Here is a 19,252-nt window from a genome sequence, read left to right as displayed (position 1 = left end):
TTACAAAGTGGGAGAAAATAAAGCATACAATGAACGATTAGAAGAAAAGCTATCATCGATTTTTGCAGGTGGTCATGAAAAATACCATGAAAAAATGAAAGAACAAAATAAATTATTTGTTCGAGACAGATTAGCTTTACTTTTTGATAATGGGGAATATATAGAAGATGGTCGCTTCGCAAATGTGGAAGCAGGAGATTTACCAGCGGACGGTGTTGTAACTGCAACAGGGAAAGTTGGAGGTCAAACAGTTTGTGTCATGGCGAATGACTCGACGGTAAAAGCAGGTTCATGGGGATCGCGTACAGTAGAGAAAATAATTCGTATTCAAGAAATAGCAGAGAAAAATAGAGTGCCAATGTTGTATTTAGTCGATTCAGCAGGGGCGCGTATTACAGATCAGTTAGATATGTTTCCAAATCGCCGCGGAGCGGGGAAAATATTTCATAACCAAGTAAGGATTTCGGGATTCATACCGCAAATTTGCTTATTGTTTGGTCCATCTGCTGCAGGTGGTGCATATATACCTGCATTTTGCGATGTAGTCATTATGGTAGAAGGAAATGCATCGATGTATTTAGGTTCACCTCGTATGGCCGAAAAAGTAATTGGTGAAAAAGTAACGTTGGAGGAAATGGGTGGAGCACGCATGCACTGTACGGTAAGTGGATGTGGTGATGTACTCGTATCTTCAGAAGAAGAAGCAATCGAAGAAGCGAAACGTTATCTAAACTTCTTCCCTGCGAATTACACAGAAAAACCGAAAAAAGTGGAACCTAGACAAGCAAAAGTAGGGAGAACTTTAGAAGCGATTATTCCAGAAAATCAAAATGCACCGTTTGATATGTATGAAGCGATCGATGCGTTAATAGACGAAGGATCATTTTTTGATGTGAAGAAACTATTTGCTCCTGAGTTAATTACTGGTCTTGCTCGTATTGAAGGCCAAGCTGTTGGGATTATTGCTAACCAACCAAAAGCAAAAGGTGGTGTTCTATTTATAGACTCTGCGGATAAAGCAACAAAGTTTATTTCACTTTGTGATGCCTTCTCCATTCCGCTTCTGTTTTTAGCTGATGTTCCAGGCTTTATGATTGGAACGAAAGTAGAAAGAGCGGGAATTATTCGACACGGAGCTAAATTAATCGCAGCGATGAGCTCGGCAACTGTTCCGAAAATCTCTGTTATTGTTCGCAAAGCATATGGAGCGGGCTTATATGCGATGGCAGGCCCTGCATTTGAGCCAGATGTATGTATTGCACTACCTACTGCCCAAATCGCTGTAATGGGTCCTGAGGCGGCTGTAAATGCTGTTTACTCGAATAAAATCGAAGCGATTGAAGATCCGAAAGAAAAGTTGAAGTTTGTTCAGGAAAAGCATGCAGAGTATAAAGAAGAAATTGATATATATAAATTAGCTTCTGACATGATTATCGATGAAATTGTTGCTCCAAGTGATTTAAGAAATGAGTTAGCAAATCGTTTCCGTTATTATGAGAGCAAAGAAATTGCAGTTGCACCTCGAAAACACCCGGTGCTTCCTGTATAATAAAACATAAATTAAAAGGTCTACCACTGTGGTAGACCTTTTTTAAAAAGATGTGAATGTATATAAATTTACACGGCTGCTGACTAACCATTTATTCAATTTTATATTTTCGTTCGTTTTCTACTTATAATGCGTCTTAGTAGAGAGTTTCCGCTAGGATTTCCGCTGCTGGGAGGACGCTTTCCGTGGGGCGGGCGGTGAGCCTCCTCGTCGCTGTGCTCCTGCGGGGTCTCACCTGTCCCGCTTAATCCCACTGGAGTCGCCTCCCTTTCGCTTCAATCCATTAGGGCAGGTTACTTAGTTAGAATGAAAGCCCTTTTTTACAAGTTGAAACGATCATACTTCTTTGTCGAGCAAAATAGACCTTCTTAACGAACAGCTATTATACCCTTGCTGTGCTAGGTAACAAGGGTTTCATTATTTATACTGGTTATTATTCATGGAGATTTAGGCTTATTTATAAAAAGTGACGACTAATTTGCGATTTAGCACCGTCAATTTGTGATTTGAAGCGATGAACTTGTGATTTGCACTTTTTCTTTTGTAAAAAATAGTTCCTCCATTCTAAATAAGTAGCATACTTTTTTGCGACGAGTAACCGCAGGAGCATTCTTTTTTGCGACAAGTAACCGCAGGAGCATACTTTTTTGCGACGAGCAACCGCAGGAGCATACTTTTTTGCGACGAGTAACCGCAGGAGCATACTTTTTTGCGACGAGTAACCGCAGGAGCATACTTTTTTGCGACGAGTAACCGCAGGAGCAGGCTCCATTGGATTGTAGCGAAAGGGGTGGCGACTCCAGCGGGAAAAGCGTTAGTCGAAGACCCTGGACTGAACGAAGTGAAGGAAGCGGCTGAGGAAACGCCCGCGGAAAGCGTCCACCCCTGCAGCGAAAATCACAGCGGAAGCCCTACGTTACGACGCATCTTATGTAATGTACGGCTAAAAAGGTAAAGCGAGTCCAAAAGGAAAAAATAGATGTCATAGAGGTGATAGATGTGAAAATAGGTATTGTAGGAGCAGGGGCAGTTGGAATGTTGTTTGGTGCCTATTTAGCAGAGGCAGCTCATGATATTACATTTTTAGTGCGAGAAAAAACACAACAGGAACTATACATAGAAAAAGAATCGAATGCTGCGGAAATGATTTTATGCAAACAAGTGAATGACTTTCAGCAATTGCATTCCATGGACTTAATCATAATTGCCGTAAAGTATCATCATTTAGCACAATTAAAAGTGCAATTAGATTTATTGCCAGTACATATACCACTACTGTTTATACAAAATGGTTTACTTCATCAAAACTTTATACAACAATTAAACCAACAAACAATTGTGCTCGGATCCGTTTTGCACGGTGCAACGAAAATAAATGCCTCAACAGTTCGTCATTTAGGAGTTGGTACAACATCAATCGGAGTTGTCAAAGGGAACTGGGAGCTGCAAGATACATTTTTAGCGAGTGCCTCTACTAACTTTCCGATAGAATGGGCGGCAAATATTGATCAACTATTATTTAGAAAAGCATTGTTAAATTGTTTGATTAACCCTTTAACGACGATTGCAAAAGTACCGAACGGGGATCTTATCGAAAATGAATCCTATCAATCTATTATAAAAAATATATACGAAGAATTGATGGGTGTATTTGAAGAGTGGAAAATTCGCCTTACATGGGATGAAGTTACTACCCTTTGTAAAAATACGAAACATAATCGTTCTTCGATGTTAAATGACTATGAAAATGGTCGAATAATGGAGAGTGATACGATTGTTGGTGCAGTTCTTTTGGAAGCGGACAAGAGAAATAAAACACTTCCCATTTTACAGACGTTTTATTTGTTATTGAAAGAAATGAATAAAGTAGGTGACCAGAATTACTAAGCTATTATCTGTATTTATATTATATCCAGTGCTTTTATTTATATTAACGTTTATCGGCGCTAAATTTTTTCTCAAAAGAAAAAAAGCGTTTGGATTAGCGGCAGACGTGACGACTTTATTACTCTTTTTTTCCGTTTCTAATGCTTTTTCTATTGTATTTTCAAAAAATATCGTGTTGTTATTAATCATGATTGCGTTGCTAATAGCTACGCTTCTGACTTATTTGGAGTGGAGAAACGAAAAAGAAATTGAAGTGATGCCTCTTCTTCGGAGAATATGGAGGTTTTTATTTTTATTATTATGCTTATTCTATATAGTTATTTGGATAATAGGAGTTATCCGATATGTATTAGCGTATATAAGCTAATAATTTTTAACTATGCCTTATGGAGTGATATACTCTTTAAGTATTTAATCTAATTAAGAACTTAACTGATAGTAAGAGGTGGAGAAAATCGTGCGATTAGAGCAACACACACAACCATTTGCTTCTGCATTTTATAAAAAATATTTGGAAGATACATGTAGCCTATCTTCTTTCTTTCATTATGAATGGGATCAAAAGGCATTAAATAGTCGACTTCAGGAAACTGATTTTAGCAAACATAAAAGAGCGGAACTTGTTGATGTAATTACTAGTTATATGAGTCAGTTCGGTATTTCTCAAAAAAGTAACGTGCATTTAGAGGAACTGAAGAAAGATGGAGTTGTTGTTATTGGTGGGCAACAGGCTGGTATTTTAACTGGGCCAATGTATTCCATTCATAAAGCAATTTCCGTTGTAGTATTGGCGAAGCAACAAAGAGAAAAATTAGGCGTGCCAGTAATTCCTGTCTTTTGGATTGCGGGAGAAGATCATGATATTGATGAAATAAATCATGTTTACATAGAACGTGGAAGAAAGCTTCAAAAACATGTTTATCCAGAAGTATCAAGAGTGAAAAAAATCGCATCTGAAACTGCTTTAAATAAAGATGTATTGAAAGCTTATTTGGACGAAGTATTCCAAAGCTTGCCAGAGACACTTTATACAAAAGAACTTTTCCATAAAGTGAACGGGTTACTTGAAAAGAACTTAACGTATACAGATTTCTTTACAGCTCTCATGAATGATCTTTTTCAAGAAGAAGGGTTACTTTTGATTGACGCAGCATATAAGCCTTTAAGAAATTTAGAAAGCGATTATTTCCAAAGCATTATTAAACAATCTTCGGAGCTAGCAAAAGTCGTTTTCGATAAAGAAGCTACTTTTGATCAGGCGGGCTATGGTACTCCAATTCAAACAAAAGAAAGTGCAGCTCATTTATTTTACGTAGAAGATGGGGAACGCTTTTTATTGGAAAGAATAGATGGGCTGTTTGTACATGAATCTAAAGGGATTTCTTTTTCGGAAGAGGAACTGCTAAATATTGCTGTAAATCACCCAGAAAAATTAAGCAATAACGTTGTTTCTAGACCACTTATGCAAGAAATGGTTTTTCCGGTTCTGAGCTTTATAGGTGGGCCTGGTGAAATTGCTTACTGGGGAATCTTAAAACCTGCGTTCGAACTGTTCCAAATGAAAATGCCTGTCATCATGCCACGATTGAGTGTCACGGTTGTGAATGCAAAAACACAATCGTTGCTAGAGAAGTTTTCGTTTGGCGTACCGGATACATGGGATGGCACAGTCGATGCTGCCAAACTTCAATATATTAATGAACATAGAAATGTAAAAGTTCCTCAGCTTATTCATACGATTAAACAAGAGTTAGCGTCTAAATACGAGCAGCTGAATGAATTGTTGCAAGATGAAGAGTTAAAGTTATCTTTGGTAGTCGAGAAAAATTTACGCATTCATGAAAAGCAGTTGAATTTTCTCGAACATGCAATTGAAGATACCTTCCTTGGAAAGCTAGATGCTTCTATTCATCGTTATGATCGAATCACAATGGAGTTAGTTCCGAATGGCGGTTTGCAAGAGCGAGTTTATTCGCCAATGCAGCTGTTGAATGAAATCGGGCCTAGCTTTATAAAAGAGCTTTTAGATATTCCATATGAGTTTAATGGTAAACATCATGTCGTTTTAGTGTAAAATCTTTGCCTCCATATATAATGTGGAGGCTTTTTTGTGCGTTTTTTAATAAAAAACATGAAAAGTTATTCTTAGACGATAATTTCAAGACTATATGCTCGGGTAACGGTTGATATTACTGTATGAAAAACATCTCAACAAGTACTATTTTCGCATTTTGAAAAATTAAAGACTTATTTTTAAGAAATATGTGGAGGAAAGTGGGGGGATGTGGTATGTTAATCTCATAAAGTGGGGTGAATAGCATGTTCATGGGCGAATATCAACATAGTGTTGACACGAAAGGCCGGTTAATCATACCTTCAAAATTTCGTGAGTATTTAGATGACTGTTTTGTTTTAACACGCGGTCTTGATAATTGCTTATTTGGTTATCCTATGAATGAATGGCGAAAACTCGAAGAAAAATTAAAAGAACTTCCCGTAACTAAAAAGGATGCTCGAGCATTTACTCGATTTTTCTTTTCTGGTGCGACAGAGGTTGAAATTGATAAACAAGGACGGATTAATATTCCAAGCAATTTGCGCAGTTATGCAAAGATGGACAAGGAATGTGTCGTACTTGGAGTATCTAATCGCTTAGAAATTTGGGCGAAAGATGCTTGGGAAAACTACTTTGATGAGTCTGAGGATTCTTTCAATGAAATTGCAGAAAATATGATTGGCTTTGATATATAAATTAAACGTAGCTGAAGTAAGAGGAGGAAAAGGTTTGTTTCATCATACAACTGTATTACTAAAGGAAACGGTAGATGGACTTGCCGTTCGTCCAGATGGTATTTATGTAGACTGCACACTTGGGGGTGCAGGGCATAGTGAATACTTAGTTCAACAATTAAATGATCAAGGCAGATTAATCTGTTTTGACCAAGATATGACCGCTATTGAAAATGCTAAAGTAAGGCTTGCTCCTTATTTAAATAGAGTTACTTTTGTACATGCGAATTTTCGCGATTTAAAAGAAGAATTATCCAATCTTGGAATTGAAAAAGTGGATGGTGTTTTATACGACTTAGGCGTGTCTTCTCCGCAACTAGACACACCAGAACGTGGTTTCAGTTATAACTACGACGCTCCACTTGATATGAGAATGGACCAAACAAGTGAATTGACAGCATACCATGTTGTGAATGATTGGCCGTATGAAAAACTTGTGAAAATCTTTTTCCGTTATGGAGAAGAAAAGTTTTCTAAGCAAGTTGCTAGGAAAATTGAGCAAGCAAGAGAAATAGCACCAGTAGAAACAACATTCCAATTAGTCGAGTTGATAAAAGCAGGTATTCCCGCTGCTGCTAGACGAACAGGTGGACATCCTGCTAAAAGGATTTTCCAAGCAATTCGAATTGCAGTAAACGATGAATTAGGTGCTGCAGAAGATTCATTGGAAGATGCACTAAAAGTGATTAATGTAGGTGGAAGAGTAAGTGTTATTACATTCCATTCACTAGAAGATAGATTAACAAAAACAATTTTTAAAGAAGCATCATCTTTGCCTAATTTACCTCCAAATTTACCAGTGATTCCTGCCGGTATGGAGCCAATGTTAAAACTTGTTACACGAAAGCCGATATTGCCATCGGAAGAAGAACTAGAACAAAATAATCGTTCTCGTTCGGCAAAACTAAGAATTGTGGAAAAATTAACTGAAAAGGGAAGTGTTTAAATGGCGTTGCGCAATCATCAGTCACAAACATACATAACTCGTCCTTCTTTTCCTGAACAACCACAAATTAAGAAACAGCCAAAACAAGTAAAAAAGATATTATCAAAGGGCGAAAAAATATTATTAGTTGCTATGCTTTCTGTTGTTACGATACTTTCCGTCCTAGTAATCCAAGTTCAAGCGGATATTAGGGCAGTGAGTACGGAAGTTACTGGGCTCGAAAAACAAATCGATCTAACATCAAAAGAGAATACAGACTTGTCCATACAAGTAAGTGAATTATCTAGCTATGAGCGCATTTGGAAAAAGGCGGAGGAGCTCGGTTTAACACTGAATGAGCAAAACGTAAAGGTAGTGCCTGGACAATGAATAAAAAATTTCGTTTTCAGTGGGGAGCCTTTCTAATGTTTTTGGTATATGGAGGGCTCTTTTTTGTATTACTCGGGCGCTTTGTATTTATTCAAGTGACAGGAACAGCAGAAGGACAAGAATTATTAGTAAAAGCAGATTCGAAGTATAGTAGAGTACAAACTTTACAAGCGAGTAGAGGAAAAATTCTCGACCGCAATGGGGAAACGATAGCGGAAGATACATTAAGCTATAAACTAATTGCCGTAATTAGCCCAGATGCGACGCCAGATATTAAAACTCCACGACATGTAGTAGATTCCCGGAAAACGGCACAAGCTCTTGCGCCATATTTGGATATGCCAGAGCAAGAAATAGAAGATTTACTCAATGAAAAGATTAAAGCAGGAAAATATCAAGTAGAGTTTGGTAAAGCAGGAAGAGATATAAGTCATCAAACAATGAATGAAATTAAAGCACTGAATTTGCCAGGCATTATATTTTTTCAAGATCTTAAGCGAATCTATCCTAATGGGAGCTTTGCTTCCCATCTAATTGGTTTTGCTTTAAAAGAAGAACAAGAAGATGGGAAAGCAATTTCAGTAGGGAAAATGGGATTGGAATATATTTACGATGAGGAGCTAACTGGTACACCTGGAAAAGTAGAATTTAAAGGGGATACTAAAGGCTTTTTATTGCCAAATGCTGAAAAAATGGTAACGGAAGCTCAGGATGGAAATGATATTTACTTAACAATCGATAAAACAATCCAAAACTTTTTAGATGATGCGTTAACAAGAGCAGAAGAAAAGTATAATCCGGAACAAATAACTGCCGTTGTTGCGAATCCTAAAACAGGTGAAATATTAGCGATGTCTCAAAGACCAACGTTCAATCCGAATACAAGAGAAGGTTTGACTACAAACTGGCTAAATGAGGTTGTAGAAAATACGATAGAACCTGGTTCTACCTTCAAAATATTTACTTTAGCAGCTGCGATTGAAGAAGGAAAATGGAATCCAAATGACACGTATAAGTCGGGTTCTTATACTTTATATGACCGAACGATTAATGATGCAACTGTTGGTGGTTGGGGAACGATTTCCTTTTTGGAAGGGTTCCAGCGTTCTTCCAACGTATCGATGGCATACTTATTGAATCGAATTGGAGATACAACATTTATCGAATACACGAAACTGTTTGGGTTTGGTGAAAAAACGGGTATAGATTTACCACATGAAACACCAGGAATTATCAACGATCGATATCCTGTTAATAGATTAACAACTACGTACGGGCAAGGATCAACTGTAACACCTATTCAACTTATCCAAGGGGTTACTGCTATTGCAAATAAAGGTGTTATGATGAAGCCTTACGTAATAGATAAAATTGTGAATCCTAATACGGGCGAAATTGTAAATGATCATGTTCCTGAGGAGAAACAATCACCTATTTCTGCAAAAACTGCTGATCAAGTAAAGGAAATTTTGGCGAGTACTGTCACTTCTGAACATGGAACTGCTAAACGTTTTAAGTTAAATGGATATACGTCCGCTGGAAAAACGGGTACGGCCCAAATAGCTAAACCAGGTGGTGGTTATTACTGGGGGAGAAATTTGTTTTTATATTCTTTCTTAGGGATGGCTCCAGTTGAAGATCCACAATTAGTCGTTTTTGTTGCTGTTCATAAGCCGGATTTAAAATTGACAGAAGTAGGAGCAGATGCTGTTTCTGAAATATTTAATTCGGTGACAGAAAACAGTTTGAAATATTTAAATATTAAACCTGAAAATGTAGAACTAGAAAACCCGATAGAAATGCCAAATGTTGTCGGCGAAAATCTAATAGAAAGTCAGAGTTTACTAGAGTCACAGGGATTAAAAACTGTTATAATTGGACAGGCAGAAAATGTAGTAGAACAATTCCCAACAGCAGGTACTAAGGTGGTTGCTCGTGGGACAGTGTTTTTAAAAGGGCAGGGAGAAATTCAACTGCCAAACTTCACTGGCTGGTCAAAACGAAACTTAATGCTCTATAAAACATTATCGAATGTACCAATAGAAATTGTTGGTGAAGGATTTGTTACGAGTCAAAGTTTAACAGCAGGGTCAATTGTTTCAGATACATCACCTATTGTCGTTCAGTTAGCTACACCGAAAGAAACAGCTATTGTTCCTAAAATAGAAGAAGAGGCAGAAACAGTTCCACAAGATTAAGAGGGTAATAGAATAGTTAGTGTCCCCGTTTCATAAGTTATCTAAAAAGCATAAAAGGGGAAAATGCAATTTCACGAGTAAAGCAAGTAATGCGACTGCGATCTGTTTGGCTAATTACATTAATGCTGTTTTTGCTTGTAATTTTGAAATTAGTTCAGCTACAGTTTTTTCAATTTGATGAGTTAACAAAGAAAGCAAGAGAAAGTTGGGACCGTGAATTACCTTATGCATCCCTTCGCGGAAATATAGAAGATCGTAATGGAGAAATAATTGTAGGAAATAAACTTTCGCCAACACTTTTCTATATGCCATCACAAAACGATGATCCAGCAAATGTAGCAGAACAACTTGCGCCGCTTTTAGAAGCAGATAAACAAAAATTGTTTAATCAATTAAACAAAAAAGAGTATTTGATAAAAATTGCACCAACAGGAAAAAATATTACTTCTGAACTTGCCACGCAAATTCAAAACAAGAATATTAAAGGCTTATATACCGGTGTTGATTATGTGAGAGACTATCCACATGGCAATATGCTTTCTAGGTTAATCGGATTTACTGGTTATGATGCAGACGGTCTTGCGGGTATTGAGTACCAATACAATTCTGCTTTAAAAGGTGTGTCATCAGCTATCCGTTTATTTACAGATGCGAAAGGTATACCATTACCGCATGTAGATGATGGTTGGAAAAATGGAGTAGCTGGCAATCATGTACAGCTAACGATTGATATGAATATTCAATCGATAGTTGAAAGAGAACTATCTCAGGCTATGTTGAAATACGAAGCTACGCAAGCTATGGCAATTGTGATGAACCCAAATACAGGGGAAATTCTTGCGTTAGCTTCTGCACCAAATTTCGATCCAGCGGCCTATCAAGAGGTTGACTCTACTATTTATAATCGTAATTTGCCAGTTTGGATGAATTTTGAGCCGGGATCGACATTTAAAATTATTACATTGAGCGCAGCATTAGAAGAAAATGTAGTTGATTTGGAAGAAAATCATTTTCATGATGTTGGTTATACGATGGTAGAAGGAGCTAAACTTCGATGCTGGAAAAGAGCAGGTCATGGCGACCAAACTTTTCTAGAAGTAGTGCAAAACTCTTGTAACCCTGGTTTTATAGAGCTTGGCAGAAGAGTTGGACCAGATAAATTATCGGAGTATATTCGGAACTTTGGTTTCGGACAATCAACGGGATCTGGGATGGCAGGAGAATCAACGGGCATTCTATTTAGTAAAGCAGGATATGGTCCTGTTGAGCATGCAACGACTTCATTTGGCCAGGGAATATCTGTTACGCCTATACAGCAAGTGCAAGCGGTTGCAGCTGCTATAAACGGCGGATATTTGTATAAGCCTTTCATCGTGAAAAATATTTTAGACGGAGAAACAGATGAAATTTTGTCTAGTGTTGAACCAGAAATGAAGAGGCGAGTTATTAGCGAAGAAACTTCAGCGAAAGTTCGTGACGCTTTGGAGCATGTTGTTGCCCTAGGGTCTGGTAGAAATGCTTACAGAGATCAGCTGAGAATTGGTGGGAAAACTGGAACGGCACAAAAAGTCCAAAACGGAAGATATATGGAAGGTGAATATATCGTTTCATTTATTGGCTTTGCACCAGCAGATAATCCAGAGTTAATCGTCTATGTTGCGATTGATAATCCCAAACACGCTACTCAATTTGGGGGAGTTATTGCAGCTCCAATTGTTGGGCAAATAATGGAGGATTCCCTGAATATAACAGCGGATGGAAAGCAAATAGAAAAAGAATATCGCTGGGGGGATATCGAGCAAGTTCGAGTTCCAAACTTAGTTGGAGTGGAGAAAAAAGAAATTACGACGTATATGTACCCGTTTAAAATTGTTTGGCACGGAGATGGAGAGAAAATTTTATCTCAATTGCCAAAAGAAAACAGTCTTATCCCAATAGACGGAACAATTCATGTTTACACAAATAAATAACTATAGTTCATTCACTGATAGTTGAACGCATTTAAGGAGATTTTTTTATGACATTATCTACAACGATTATTACACTTGTTTTTAGCTTTCTTGTATCTGTTATTCTTGCCCCGATTGTTATCCCTTATTTAAAGAGGATGAAATTTGGTCAAAGTATACGAGAAGAAGGTCCGCAGTCACATCAGAAAAAAGCAGGAACACCAACGATGGGTGGGCTCATCTTTTTAACGTCAATCATCATTTCGACATTAGCTATTTCGTTTTATTTTGACAAGTTAACGACGCAGTCCATCGTCTTGCTCATTATATTAGTTGGATTTGGGCTAATTGGATTTCTAGATGATTATATTAAAGTTGTGATGAAAAGAAATCTTGGCTTAACTTCTATTCAAAAATTAATCGGTCAAATTGTTATTTCTGTTATTGCTTATTATTTATTGAAATTAGGGCCATTTGATACTTCACTTGCCATTCCATTTACGAATGTAGAATTTTCTTTGGGACAATTTTACATTGCGTTTCTTATTTTTTGGCTAGTTGGTTTTTCCAACGCGGTTAATATTTCAGATGGTTTAGATGGTCTGGTATCTGGTACAGCGTCTGTTACGTTTGCGACATTTGGAGTTCTAGCACTTACTTATGAACAAACGGATATTGCGATTTTTGCATTTAGTGTTGCCGGAGCACTTTTAGGGTTTTTATTGTTCAATAAAAACCCCGCAAAAGTGTTCATGGGAGACACAGGTTCTCTTGCATTAGGTGGAGCGCTTGCAATGGTTTCGATTCTTGTGAAGCAAGAGTTGTTATTGCTACTTGTTGGAATTATTTTTGTTATGGAAACATTGTCTGTTATTTTACAAGTAATTAGTTTTAAAACGACTGGTAAGCGTATTTTCAAAATGAGTCCAATTCATCATCATTTCGAACTTTCAGGTTGGTCCGAAACGAAAATTGTTACAGTATTTTGGGCAATTGGGTTTATCGCAGCGATGATCGTTCTATTTGGGGAGGTGTTATAAGATGAAGCAGTTACCTGATGTGCATCATAAAAAAATCCTTGTATTGGGACTTGCAAAAAGTGGAACGGCCGCAGCTGAAATTTTGCATGATTTAGGAGCATTTGTGACGGTGAATGACTCTAAGCCATTTGAGCAAAATGATAATGCCCAATATTTACTTTCTAAAGGGCTGACGGTCATTTGTGGAAGTCATCCAGAGGATTTACTGGATGAAGGCTTTAGTCTTATTGTAAAAAACCCAGGAATACCTTATACGAATTCGGTTATTGCGGAAGCGAAAAAACGTAATATACCTGTTTGGACAGAAGTAGAGCTTGCTTATCGAATTAGCGATGCGCCTATGATTGGTATAACTGGTTCAAATGGGAAAACAACGACGACAACGTTAATATTTGACATACTAGCAGCGGGACATAAAAATCCACTAATCGCTGGAAATATTGGGACGGTTGCGAGTGCAGTAGCTGCGGAAGCAACGGTAGAAGATGTTATTGTAACGGAATTATCTTCTTTTCAATTGATGGGGACGGAGCAATTGAAACCGAAAATTGCCATTTTGTTGAACCTTTATGAAGCACATTTAGATTATCATCATGATTTTGAAGAGTATACGGATGCAAAATTCAATATAACAAAAACACAAGATGCTTCTGATTGGTTTATTTATAACGCAGAACAAGAAATTGTTGCTAATTATGCTTTACAAAGTAAGGCGAAGAAAATCCCTTTCTATGTGAGTAAAAAGATGCCTGATGGAATTAGTGCAGATGATTTAAATGTGTACTGGAATGGGGAAAAATTATTCGAACGTTCCATAATTGCACTGCGAGGAAGGCATAACTTAGAAAATGTATTAGCTGCCACTGCGGCTGCATTATTAATGGATTGTTCGCTGGAACATATTATGCATATTCTTTCTACTTTCCACGGGGTAAAGCATCGTACACAATTTGTTCGTGAATGGCAAAGTCGGAAATTTTATAATGATTCGAAGGCAACGAATGCTTTGGCAACGAAAAGTGCATTAGAAGGTTTTTCAGAACCAATTATTTTAATCGCAGGTGGTGTTGATCGAGGACATTCATTTGATGAATTAATCCCTTACTTACATAATGTGAAAGCATTAGTGCACTTTGGCGAAACAGCCGCTCGTTTGCAACAATTTGGAGAACTGCATGGCATACAATCTGTCATTCAAGTTACGAATTTAGTGGATGCTGTAAAGGAAAGTGTGAAAGCTTCGGAAGAAGGGTATGTCATATTATTATCTCCCGCTTGTGCTAGCTGGGACCAATACGAAAGCTTTGAACTCCGCGGAGATGAGTTTATCGAACAAGTACTTGCTTTGGAAGAATAACGAAGGGATGAACTAGTCGAAAGATAAAAGAACATTACTTTTCATATCGGCAGTTTTGTTTTTATCGATAATCGGTATTTTCTTTGTGCACTCTGCCGGCTCTTATTGGAGTGAGATACATTACAAAGATCAACTGCCATTTGCTTTTAAGCAAGCAAGTTATTTAGTAGTTGGCATACTTGGTGCATTATTTATACGAAATAAACGTTTTGTTCAACTCCCTTTATTTTGGAATTCAATATATATACTTTCCATTGTATTTTTAATTGGGGTTTTAATTCCAGGTATAGGAGTAGTTCGAAATGGTTCGCAAAGCTGGATTTCATTAGGGTTTATGAATTTTCAACCAGCAGAACTTGCTAAAATTGCGGTTTTAGGAATGCTTGCATTTTCATTAGCAGATAAAAAAAAGAAGAAGCGAACTGTATATATGAAGAGTGCCTTCATACTATTGCTTCCAATTAGCTTTATTATGTTACAACCAGATTTTGGTTCTGCTTTTGTTTTAGTTGTTGCTGCGTTTTTTTTACTTTTTGCAGCGGGCCTTCCTCTAAAGTTTTTCGTCGGTATTGGAATGTCTGGAATTGTCGCTTTTGTATTATTAATCGTGTCCGCACCATATCGTTTAGTGCGTATTAAAGCTTTTCTTGACCCATGGGAAGATCCGCTTGGCTCTGGGTTTCAAGCAATCCAGTCATTGCTTGCAGTTGGTCCAGCAGGTTTGTTTGGATTCGGATACGGCAATAGTAGACAAAAATTTTTATATTTACCTGAACCGCAAAATGATTTTATCTTTTCTATCCTATTGGAAGAAACTGGGTTTTTAGGTGGGTTCATCGTTATATCGGCTTTTGTTCTATTTTTCACGACGGGTTTTGCACTTGCAATACGTGCAAAAACTCGAACAGCACAGCTAACGATTATCGGATTTGTATCTTTGCTTGCCGTGCAAACGTTTTTAAATATGGGTGTTGTAACAGGCTTACTTCCTGTAACAGGAGTTACATTACCATTCATAAGCTACGGTGGATCTTCATTAGTAACGACTTGGGGAATAATCGGTATCATTCTAAACCTGTCAAAGCATCATTAACAGAAGGGAGGCGGTAGAATGGAAAAAATCATTGATATTGAAGATCGCATTCCTACGTTGAAGGCGCGTAGACGAAGAAGGACAAATAGAAAGTTTTCCATTCTACTTCTTCTCTTTGTCACTACAATACTTATCGTACTTTATTTTCAGTCATCCTATAGTCAAATCCAAACGATCACAATAGGAGGAGCTGTCCTTGTTCCAAAAGAACAGTATATGGAGCAAAGTTCTTTGAAGTTGGGAGAATCGATGTGGGGGTTTGGAGTAAAGGATATTCGAGAAAAAATAGAGCAAAATGATTGGGTAAAGTCTGTAGAGGTTGATCGTAATTGGTTAACAGCCGTTCATATTCAAGTGGATGAGTATAAGCAAGTTGCTTATATGGAAAAAGAAGGTCATTTACAGAGCATTCTTGAAAACGGCAAGTTTCTTCAAACAGATGGACAAGTTTTGCCGATAGATGGACCTATTATTTCAGGCTTTGATGATGAAAAAATAAGAATTCGTCTTATTAAAGAATTGAAAAAGTTGAATATAGAAGTGTTGTGGATGATTTCACAAATTAATTACACACCAACTACTAATGATGCGTACTCCATTCAACTATTTATGAACGATGGCAATGAAGTACTATCATTAATCCCTTCTTTCTCTGAAAAGATGAATTTTTATCCGTCTATCGTGAGTCAAATTGAACCAGGTGTAAAAGGAGTTATCGATTTAGAAGTTGGGTCATTTTTTCAGTCTTATGACGCTTTATATCGTCCAAAGGAAACGACGGAAGAGGAAGCCGTAAATGGGGAGGTGGTGGAAGAGGATGAAGAACAAACCCCTTAAAAAGCCTTTTCGCGGAAGGGTACTTCTTTCGCTTGTCAGTTTAGTGTTAGGATTTATACTCGCATACTCTTATAGCGTTTCTTCTGAAAAGACAACTTCAGAAAAAACTACATCCGTTCAATTTAATGAGCAGGAAAAATATAAAGAAGAGCTAATTGAACAAAAAGAAAGAAATAAAGAACTGACAGAAGAAATTAATGATAAACAGCAAGCAATTAGGGAATCAGAACAATCGCTTGTGGATAGTGAAGAAAGCGTCGAAGGTTTAGTAAAAGAAGCGGAATTTTTAAGGTTATTAATAGGTGATTTACCTTCTCAAGGAAAAGGGGTATCCGTTTCTTTACAGGACGGGGCATATAATCCAGCGCAAGAAAATCCCAATGACTATATTGTCCATGAAAGTCATGTTTTCAAAGTTATTAATGAGTTGAAAATTTCCGGTGCAGAAGCCATTTCTATAAATGGACAAAGGCTCCATGCAAATTCATTTATCCGATGTACTGGACCTGTTATTACAGTGGATGGAAAAACGTTTCCGGCTCCGTTTACAGTAGAAGCAGTTGGAGATCCTTCTGTATTACTCGCTTCAGTAAATCTTGGTGGTGGAGTTGTAGACCAGTTAACAAGCGATAATATAGTCATAACAGTCGAAGAAAAAAGTAAAATAATGATGCCTGCTTTACGAGATGACAAAAATTAAACAAGGTGGAGGAGGCCGAATAATGAAAAAAACCGTCTATATTCGGTTTACACTTATTTTGTTAATTGTTGGCTTTATGTTGGCGGTTCAATATAATACAGTTCGCGACCCAGAAACGCGAGATACGAGGGATGTTTGGGCAATTCGACAAGAGCTAGCGAAAGAAAAAGAATTACATTCAGAGCTCTTATCCGAAGTGCGGGTGTTGGAAGAAACGATCGGGAAATACGAAAATATGATGAGTGATAGCCCTGAAATTGCATTAAATGATACGGTAAATAAGTTGAAAAAAGATATTGGGTTAGAGGAGTTTATAGGTCCTGGTTTAACAATTGTTGTAGAGCCATCTCTTGAAAGCATTGCAGTAGGACAAGTGATAAGTGAAATTTCTCCTGATTTACTCATTCGTTTTGTAAACGATGTGAATAGCTTTAAAGCAAAAGCGGTAGAGGTGGATGGCAAACGTATTATTTATTCATCTGCTATAAGAGATGTGAATGGAAAAACGACGGTGAATAATTTAGCTGTACGAAGTGCTCCATTTAAAATAAGAATAGGGACCTCATCATTTGAAGATGCAAAAAAAATGTATAATCAGTTAGTAGCTTCAGCCATCGGGGACGATTTTTTTATTGATAATTTGCGATTGAAAATTGGAGAGCCTGAAACGAGTATAAGAATATCTGCATATGATCAATCAATTAGTAAACAATTTCTATTAGAAGTTCCAGGAGGAGAATGACTATATGTGGTTGCCGCTATTAGGTTTAATACTTGGAATTTCGTTAGGTCTCTTAACTGATATTCAAATTCCAGATGTTTATGAAAGTTATTTATCAATAGCTGTTTTAGCTGCATTAGATACACTTTTTGGTGGGATTAGAGCTCAATTACAACAAGTGTATGACGATAAAGTATTTGTGTCTGGATTTTTCTTTAATATTGCTTTAGCGGCAGCTCTGGCATTTTTAGGAGTCCATCTGGGAGTAGATTTATACTTAGCTGCAATATTTGCTTTTGGTGTTCGTTTATTCCAAAATATTGCAGTCATACGAAGGATTATTTTAACAAAATGGTCTGAAAGAAAAAATGTATAGGTAATTTTAAGGATGAATGGAAAAAAGATAACTATTTGTTTAGAAAATTTTAGACTTTATATGTTTTATACAATAGAATAATAAATATAGAGTTATTAGGAGGTGCCACGGGTTGAATCAATCAGAATTATACGTATCGCTAGATATTGGATCGTCTTCCATAAAAGTGTTAATCGGTGAAATGAGTGAAGACTCGCTGCATGTAATAGGTGTAGGTAATGTAAAGTCAAATGGTATCCGTAAAGGTACTATTGTGGATATAGACGCAACCGTTCAATCGATAAAGAAAGCGGTTGGCGAAGCAGAGAGAATGATCGGAATGTCCATACAAGAAATTGTATTAGGTATTCCTGCTAATTTAGCGAATATCCAAAATGTTAAAGGTGTAGTTGCGGTTAATAGAGAAGACCGAGAGATTACAGATGGAGATTTAGAACGTGTCATCGAGTCAGCTCAAGTAATGTCTATTCCACCTGAACGTGAGCTTATTAACATTGTTCCGAAACAGTTTATCGTAGATCATTTAGAAGAAATAAAAGATCCACGTGGAATGATAGGAACTCGTTTAGAGATGGATGGAACAATGATGACTACATCGAAAACAATTTTACATAATGTTTTAAGATGTGTAGAGAGAGCGGGTCTATCTATTAGAGAGATATATTTACAGCCTTTAGCAGGTGGTCATTTTGCTCTTACAGAAGATGAAAAAAATCATGGTACTGCCTATATTGATATTGGTGGAGGTTCTACGACAATAGCAATCTTCAACGAAGGTAATTTAATCAATACATCTGTTATCCCTGTCGGTGGGGACCATATTACAAAAGACTTGTCTATTGTATTAAAAACACCAACAGAGCAAGCAGAAATGATTAAATTACAATATGGACATGCTTTCTACGATGATGCTTCTGATGATGAGCTTTTTGAAGTACCAGTAATTGGTGCGGATATGAAAGAACAATATTCACAGCGTTATATTGCCGATATAATTGGTGTTCGATTAGAAGAGTTATTCGAATTAGTATTAGAAGAATTTTACCGTATGGGATTACAAGATCTTCCGGGGGGAGTAGTAATTACAGGCGGCGTTTCTAAACTAGAAGGAATTGGTCAACTAGCTCGACATATTTTACAAACTAGAGTTAGATTATATACTCCAGATTATATTGGTGTTAGAGAGCCACAATATACAACGGCGGTTGGGCTTATAAGATATGCCTATAAAGAAGATGTTTTTTATGGTAAAGTTGGTAATAGCCATGCATTAACACAAGTGGCACATACTGAAACAGTTGCAAGTACGAAAAAGCAAAAACAAACTACTCAAATGAATGAAAACAAAGAAGGCGCAATAGCAAAAGCAAAGAAATTTATCGACAAGTTTTTTGAATAAAAATACAGGGAATATAGCGAAAGAATACAGGAGGCAATAAC

At 37.1% G+C, this 19,252-nt stretch carries 17 protein-coding genes; all 17 read left to right on the top strand.

The features are described 5' to 3' along the window. The first annotated feature begins 7 nt into the window (after positions 1 to 7). Positions 8 to 1,549, top strand: a complete 1,542-nt coding sequence (locus tag RUH95_RS03270; RefSeq protein WP_313891383.1) for an acyl-CoA carboxylase subunit beta — start codon at positions 8 to 10, stop codon at positions 1,547 to 1,549. A 999-nt stretch (positions 1,550 to 2,548) separates the two neighbouring features. Then, complete coding sequence (locus RUH95_RS03265; RefSeq protein ID WP_313891382.1) at positions 2,549 to 3,436, top strand: ketopantoate reductase family protein; 888 nt, start codon at positions 2,549 to 2,551, stop codon at positions 3,434 to 3,436. Then, positions 3,420 to 3,803 carry a DUF3397 family protein gene (locus RUH95_RS03260; RefSeq protein WP_313891381.1) on the top strand — a complete coding sequence of 128 codons (384 nt, stop codon included), beginning with the start codon at positions 3,420 to 3,422 and terminating at the stop codon, positions 3,801 to 3,803. The genes RUH95_RS03265 and RUH95_RS03260 overlap by 17 nt, the downstream gene beginning before the upstream one ends. Before the next feature lie 90 nt (positions 3,804 to 3,893). After that, positions 3,894 to 5,510: a bacillithiol biosynthesis cysteine-adding enzyme BshC gene (bshC, locus tag RUH95_RS03255; protein WP_313891380.1), complete on the top strand. Its 1,617-nt coding sequence runs from the start codon at positions 3,894 to 3,896 to the stop codon at positions 5,508 to 5,510. Between the two features lie 245 nt (positions 5,511 to 5,755). Next, positions 5,756 to 6,187, top strand: coding sequence for a division/cell wall cluster transcriptional repressor MraZ (gene mraZ, locus RUH95_RS03250; RefSeq protein WP_313891379.1), 432 nt, complete (start codon positions 5,756 to 5,758; stop codon positions 6,185 to 6,187). A 34-nt stretch (positions 6,188 to 6,221) separates the two neighbouring features. Next, positions 6,222 to 7,172 carry a 16S rRNA (cytosine(1402)-N(4))-methyltransferase RsmH gene (gene rsmH, locus RUH95_RS03245; RefSeq protein ID WP_313891378.1) on the top strand — a complete coding sequence of 317 codons (951 nt, stop codon included), beginning with the start codon at positions 6,222 to 6,224 and terminating at the stop codon, positions 7,170 to 7,172. Continuing rightward, positions 7,173 to 7,541, top strand: a complete 369-nt coding sequence (ftsL, locus tag RUH95_RS03240; protein WP_313891377.1) for a cell division protein FtsL — start codon at positions 7,173 to 7,175, stop codon at positions 7,539 to 7,541. It begins immediately after the preceding gene. Positions 7,542 to 7,576: 35 nt separating this feature from the next. Beyond that, positions 7,577 to 9,739 carry a penicillin-binding transpeptidase domain-containing protein gene (locus tag RUH95_RS03235; RefSeq protein ID WP_313891376.1) on the top strand — a complete coding sequence of 721 codons (2,163 nt, stop codon included), beginning with the start codon at positions 7,577 to 7,579 and terminating at the stop codon, positions 9,737 to 9,739. An 89-nt stretch (positions 9,740 to 9,828) separates the two neighbouring features. Next, positions 9,829 to 11,709, top strand: coding sequence for a penicillin-binding transpeptidase domain-containing protein (locus RUH95_RS03230; protein ID WP_313891375.1), 1,881 nt, complete (start codon positions 9,829 to 9,831; stop codon positions 11,707 to 11,709). Positions 11,710 to 11,756: 47 nt separating this feature from the next. Beyond that, positions 11,757 to 12,728, top strand: a complete 972-nt coding sequence (gene mraY / locus RUH95_RS03225) for a phospho-N-acetylmuramoyl-pentapeptide-transferase (RefSeq protein ID WP_313891374.1) — start codon at positions 11,757 to 11,759, stop codon at positions 12,726 to 12,728. A gap of 1 nt (position 12,729) precedes the next feature. Continuing rightward, on the top strand, positions 12,730 to 14,085 hold the full coding sequence (gene murD / locus RUH95_RS03220) for a UDP-N-acetylmuramoyl-L-alanine--D-glutamate ligase (protein WP_313891373.1): 1,356 nt from the start codon (positions 12,730 to 12,732) through the stop codon (positions 14,083 to 14,085). A gap of 43 nt (positions 14,086 to 14,128) precedes the next feature. Further along, positions 14,129 to 15,178: an FtsW/RodA/SpoVE family cell cycle protein gene (locus RUH95_RS03215; protein WP_313891518.1), complete on the top strand. Its 1,050-nt coding sequence runs from the start codon at positions 14,129 to 14,131 to the stop codon at positions 15,176 to 15,178. An 18-nt stretch (positions 15,179 to 15,196) separates the two neighbouring features. Further along, positions 15,197 to 16,015 (top strand): cell division protein FtsQ/DivIB, encoded by an 819-nt coding sequence (locus tag RUH95_RS03210; protein ID WP_313891372.1) that lies wholly within the window; start codon positions 15,197 to 15,199, stop codon positions 16,013 to 16,015. Continuing rightward, positions 15,996 to 16,715, top strand: a complete 720-nt coding sequence (locus RUH95_RS03205; RefSeq protein ID WP_313891371.1) for a DUF881 domain-containing protein — start codon at positions 15,996 to 15,998, stop codon at positions 16,713 to 16,715. The genes RUH95_RS03210 and RUH95_RS03205 overlap by 20 nt, the downstream gene beginning before the upstream one ends. Positions 16,716 to 16,737: 22 nt before the next feature. Beyond that, the gene (locus RUH95_RS03200) at positions 16,738 to 17,457 is read left to right on the top strand and encodes a DUF881 domain-containing protein (RefSeq protein ID WP_313891370.1); all 720 of its coding nucleotides are present in this window, start codon (positions 16,738 to 16,740) and stop codon (positions 17,455 to 17,457) included. A 4-nt stretch (positions 17,458 to 17,461) separates the two neighbouring features. Next, positions 17,462 to 17,812, top strand: a complete 351-nt coding sequence (locus RUH95_RS03195) for a small basic family protein (protein ID WP_313891369.1) — start codon at positions 17,462 to 17,464, stop codon at positions 17,810 to 17,812. A 112-nt stretch (positions 17,813 to 17,924) separates the two neighbouring features. After that, complete coding sequence (gene ftsA / locus RUH95_RS03190; RefSeq protein WP_313891368.1) at positions 17,925 to 19,211, top strand: cell division protein FtsA; 1,287 nt, start codon at positions 17,925 to 17,927, stop codon at positions 19,209 to 19,211. Positions 19,212 to 19,252 lie beyond the last annotated feature (41 nt).

It is taken from the genome of Psychrobacillus sp. (assembly GCF_032154225.1).
Classification (GTDB): domain Bacteria; phylum Bacillota; class Bacilli; order Bacillales_A; family Planococcaceae; genus Psychrobacillus.
The sequence above is the reverse complement of the archived record's forward strand: the minus strand, read 5'-3'. Positions and strand labels throughout refer to the sequence as shown.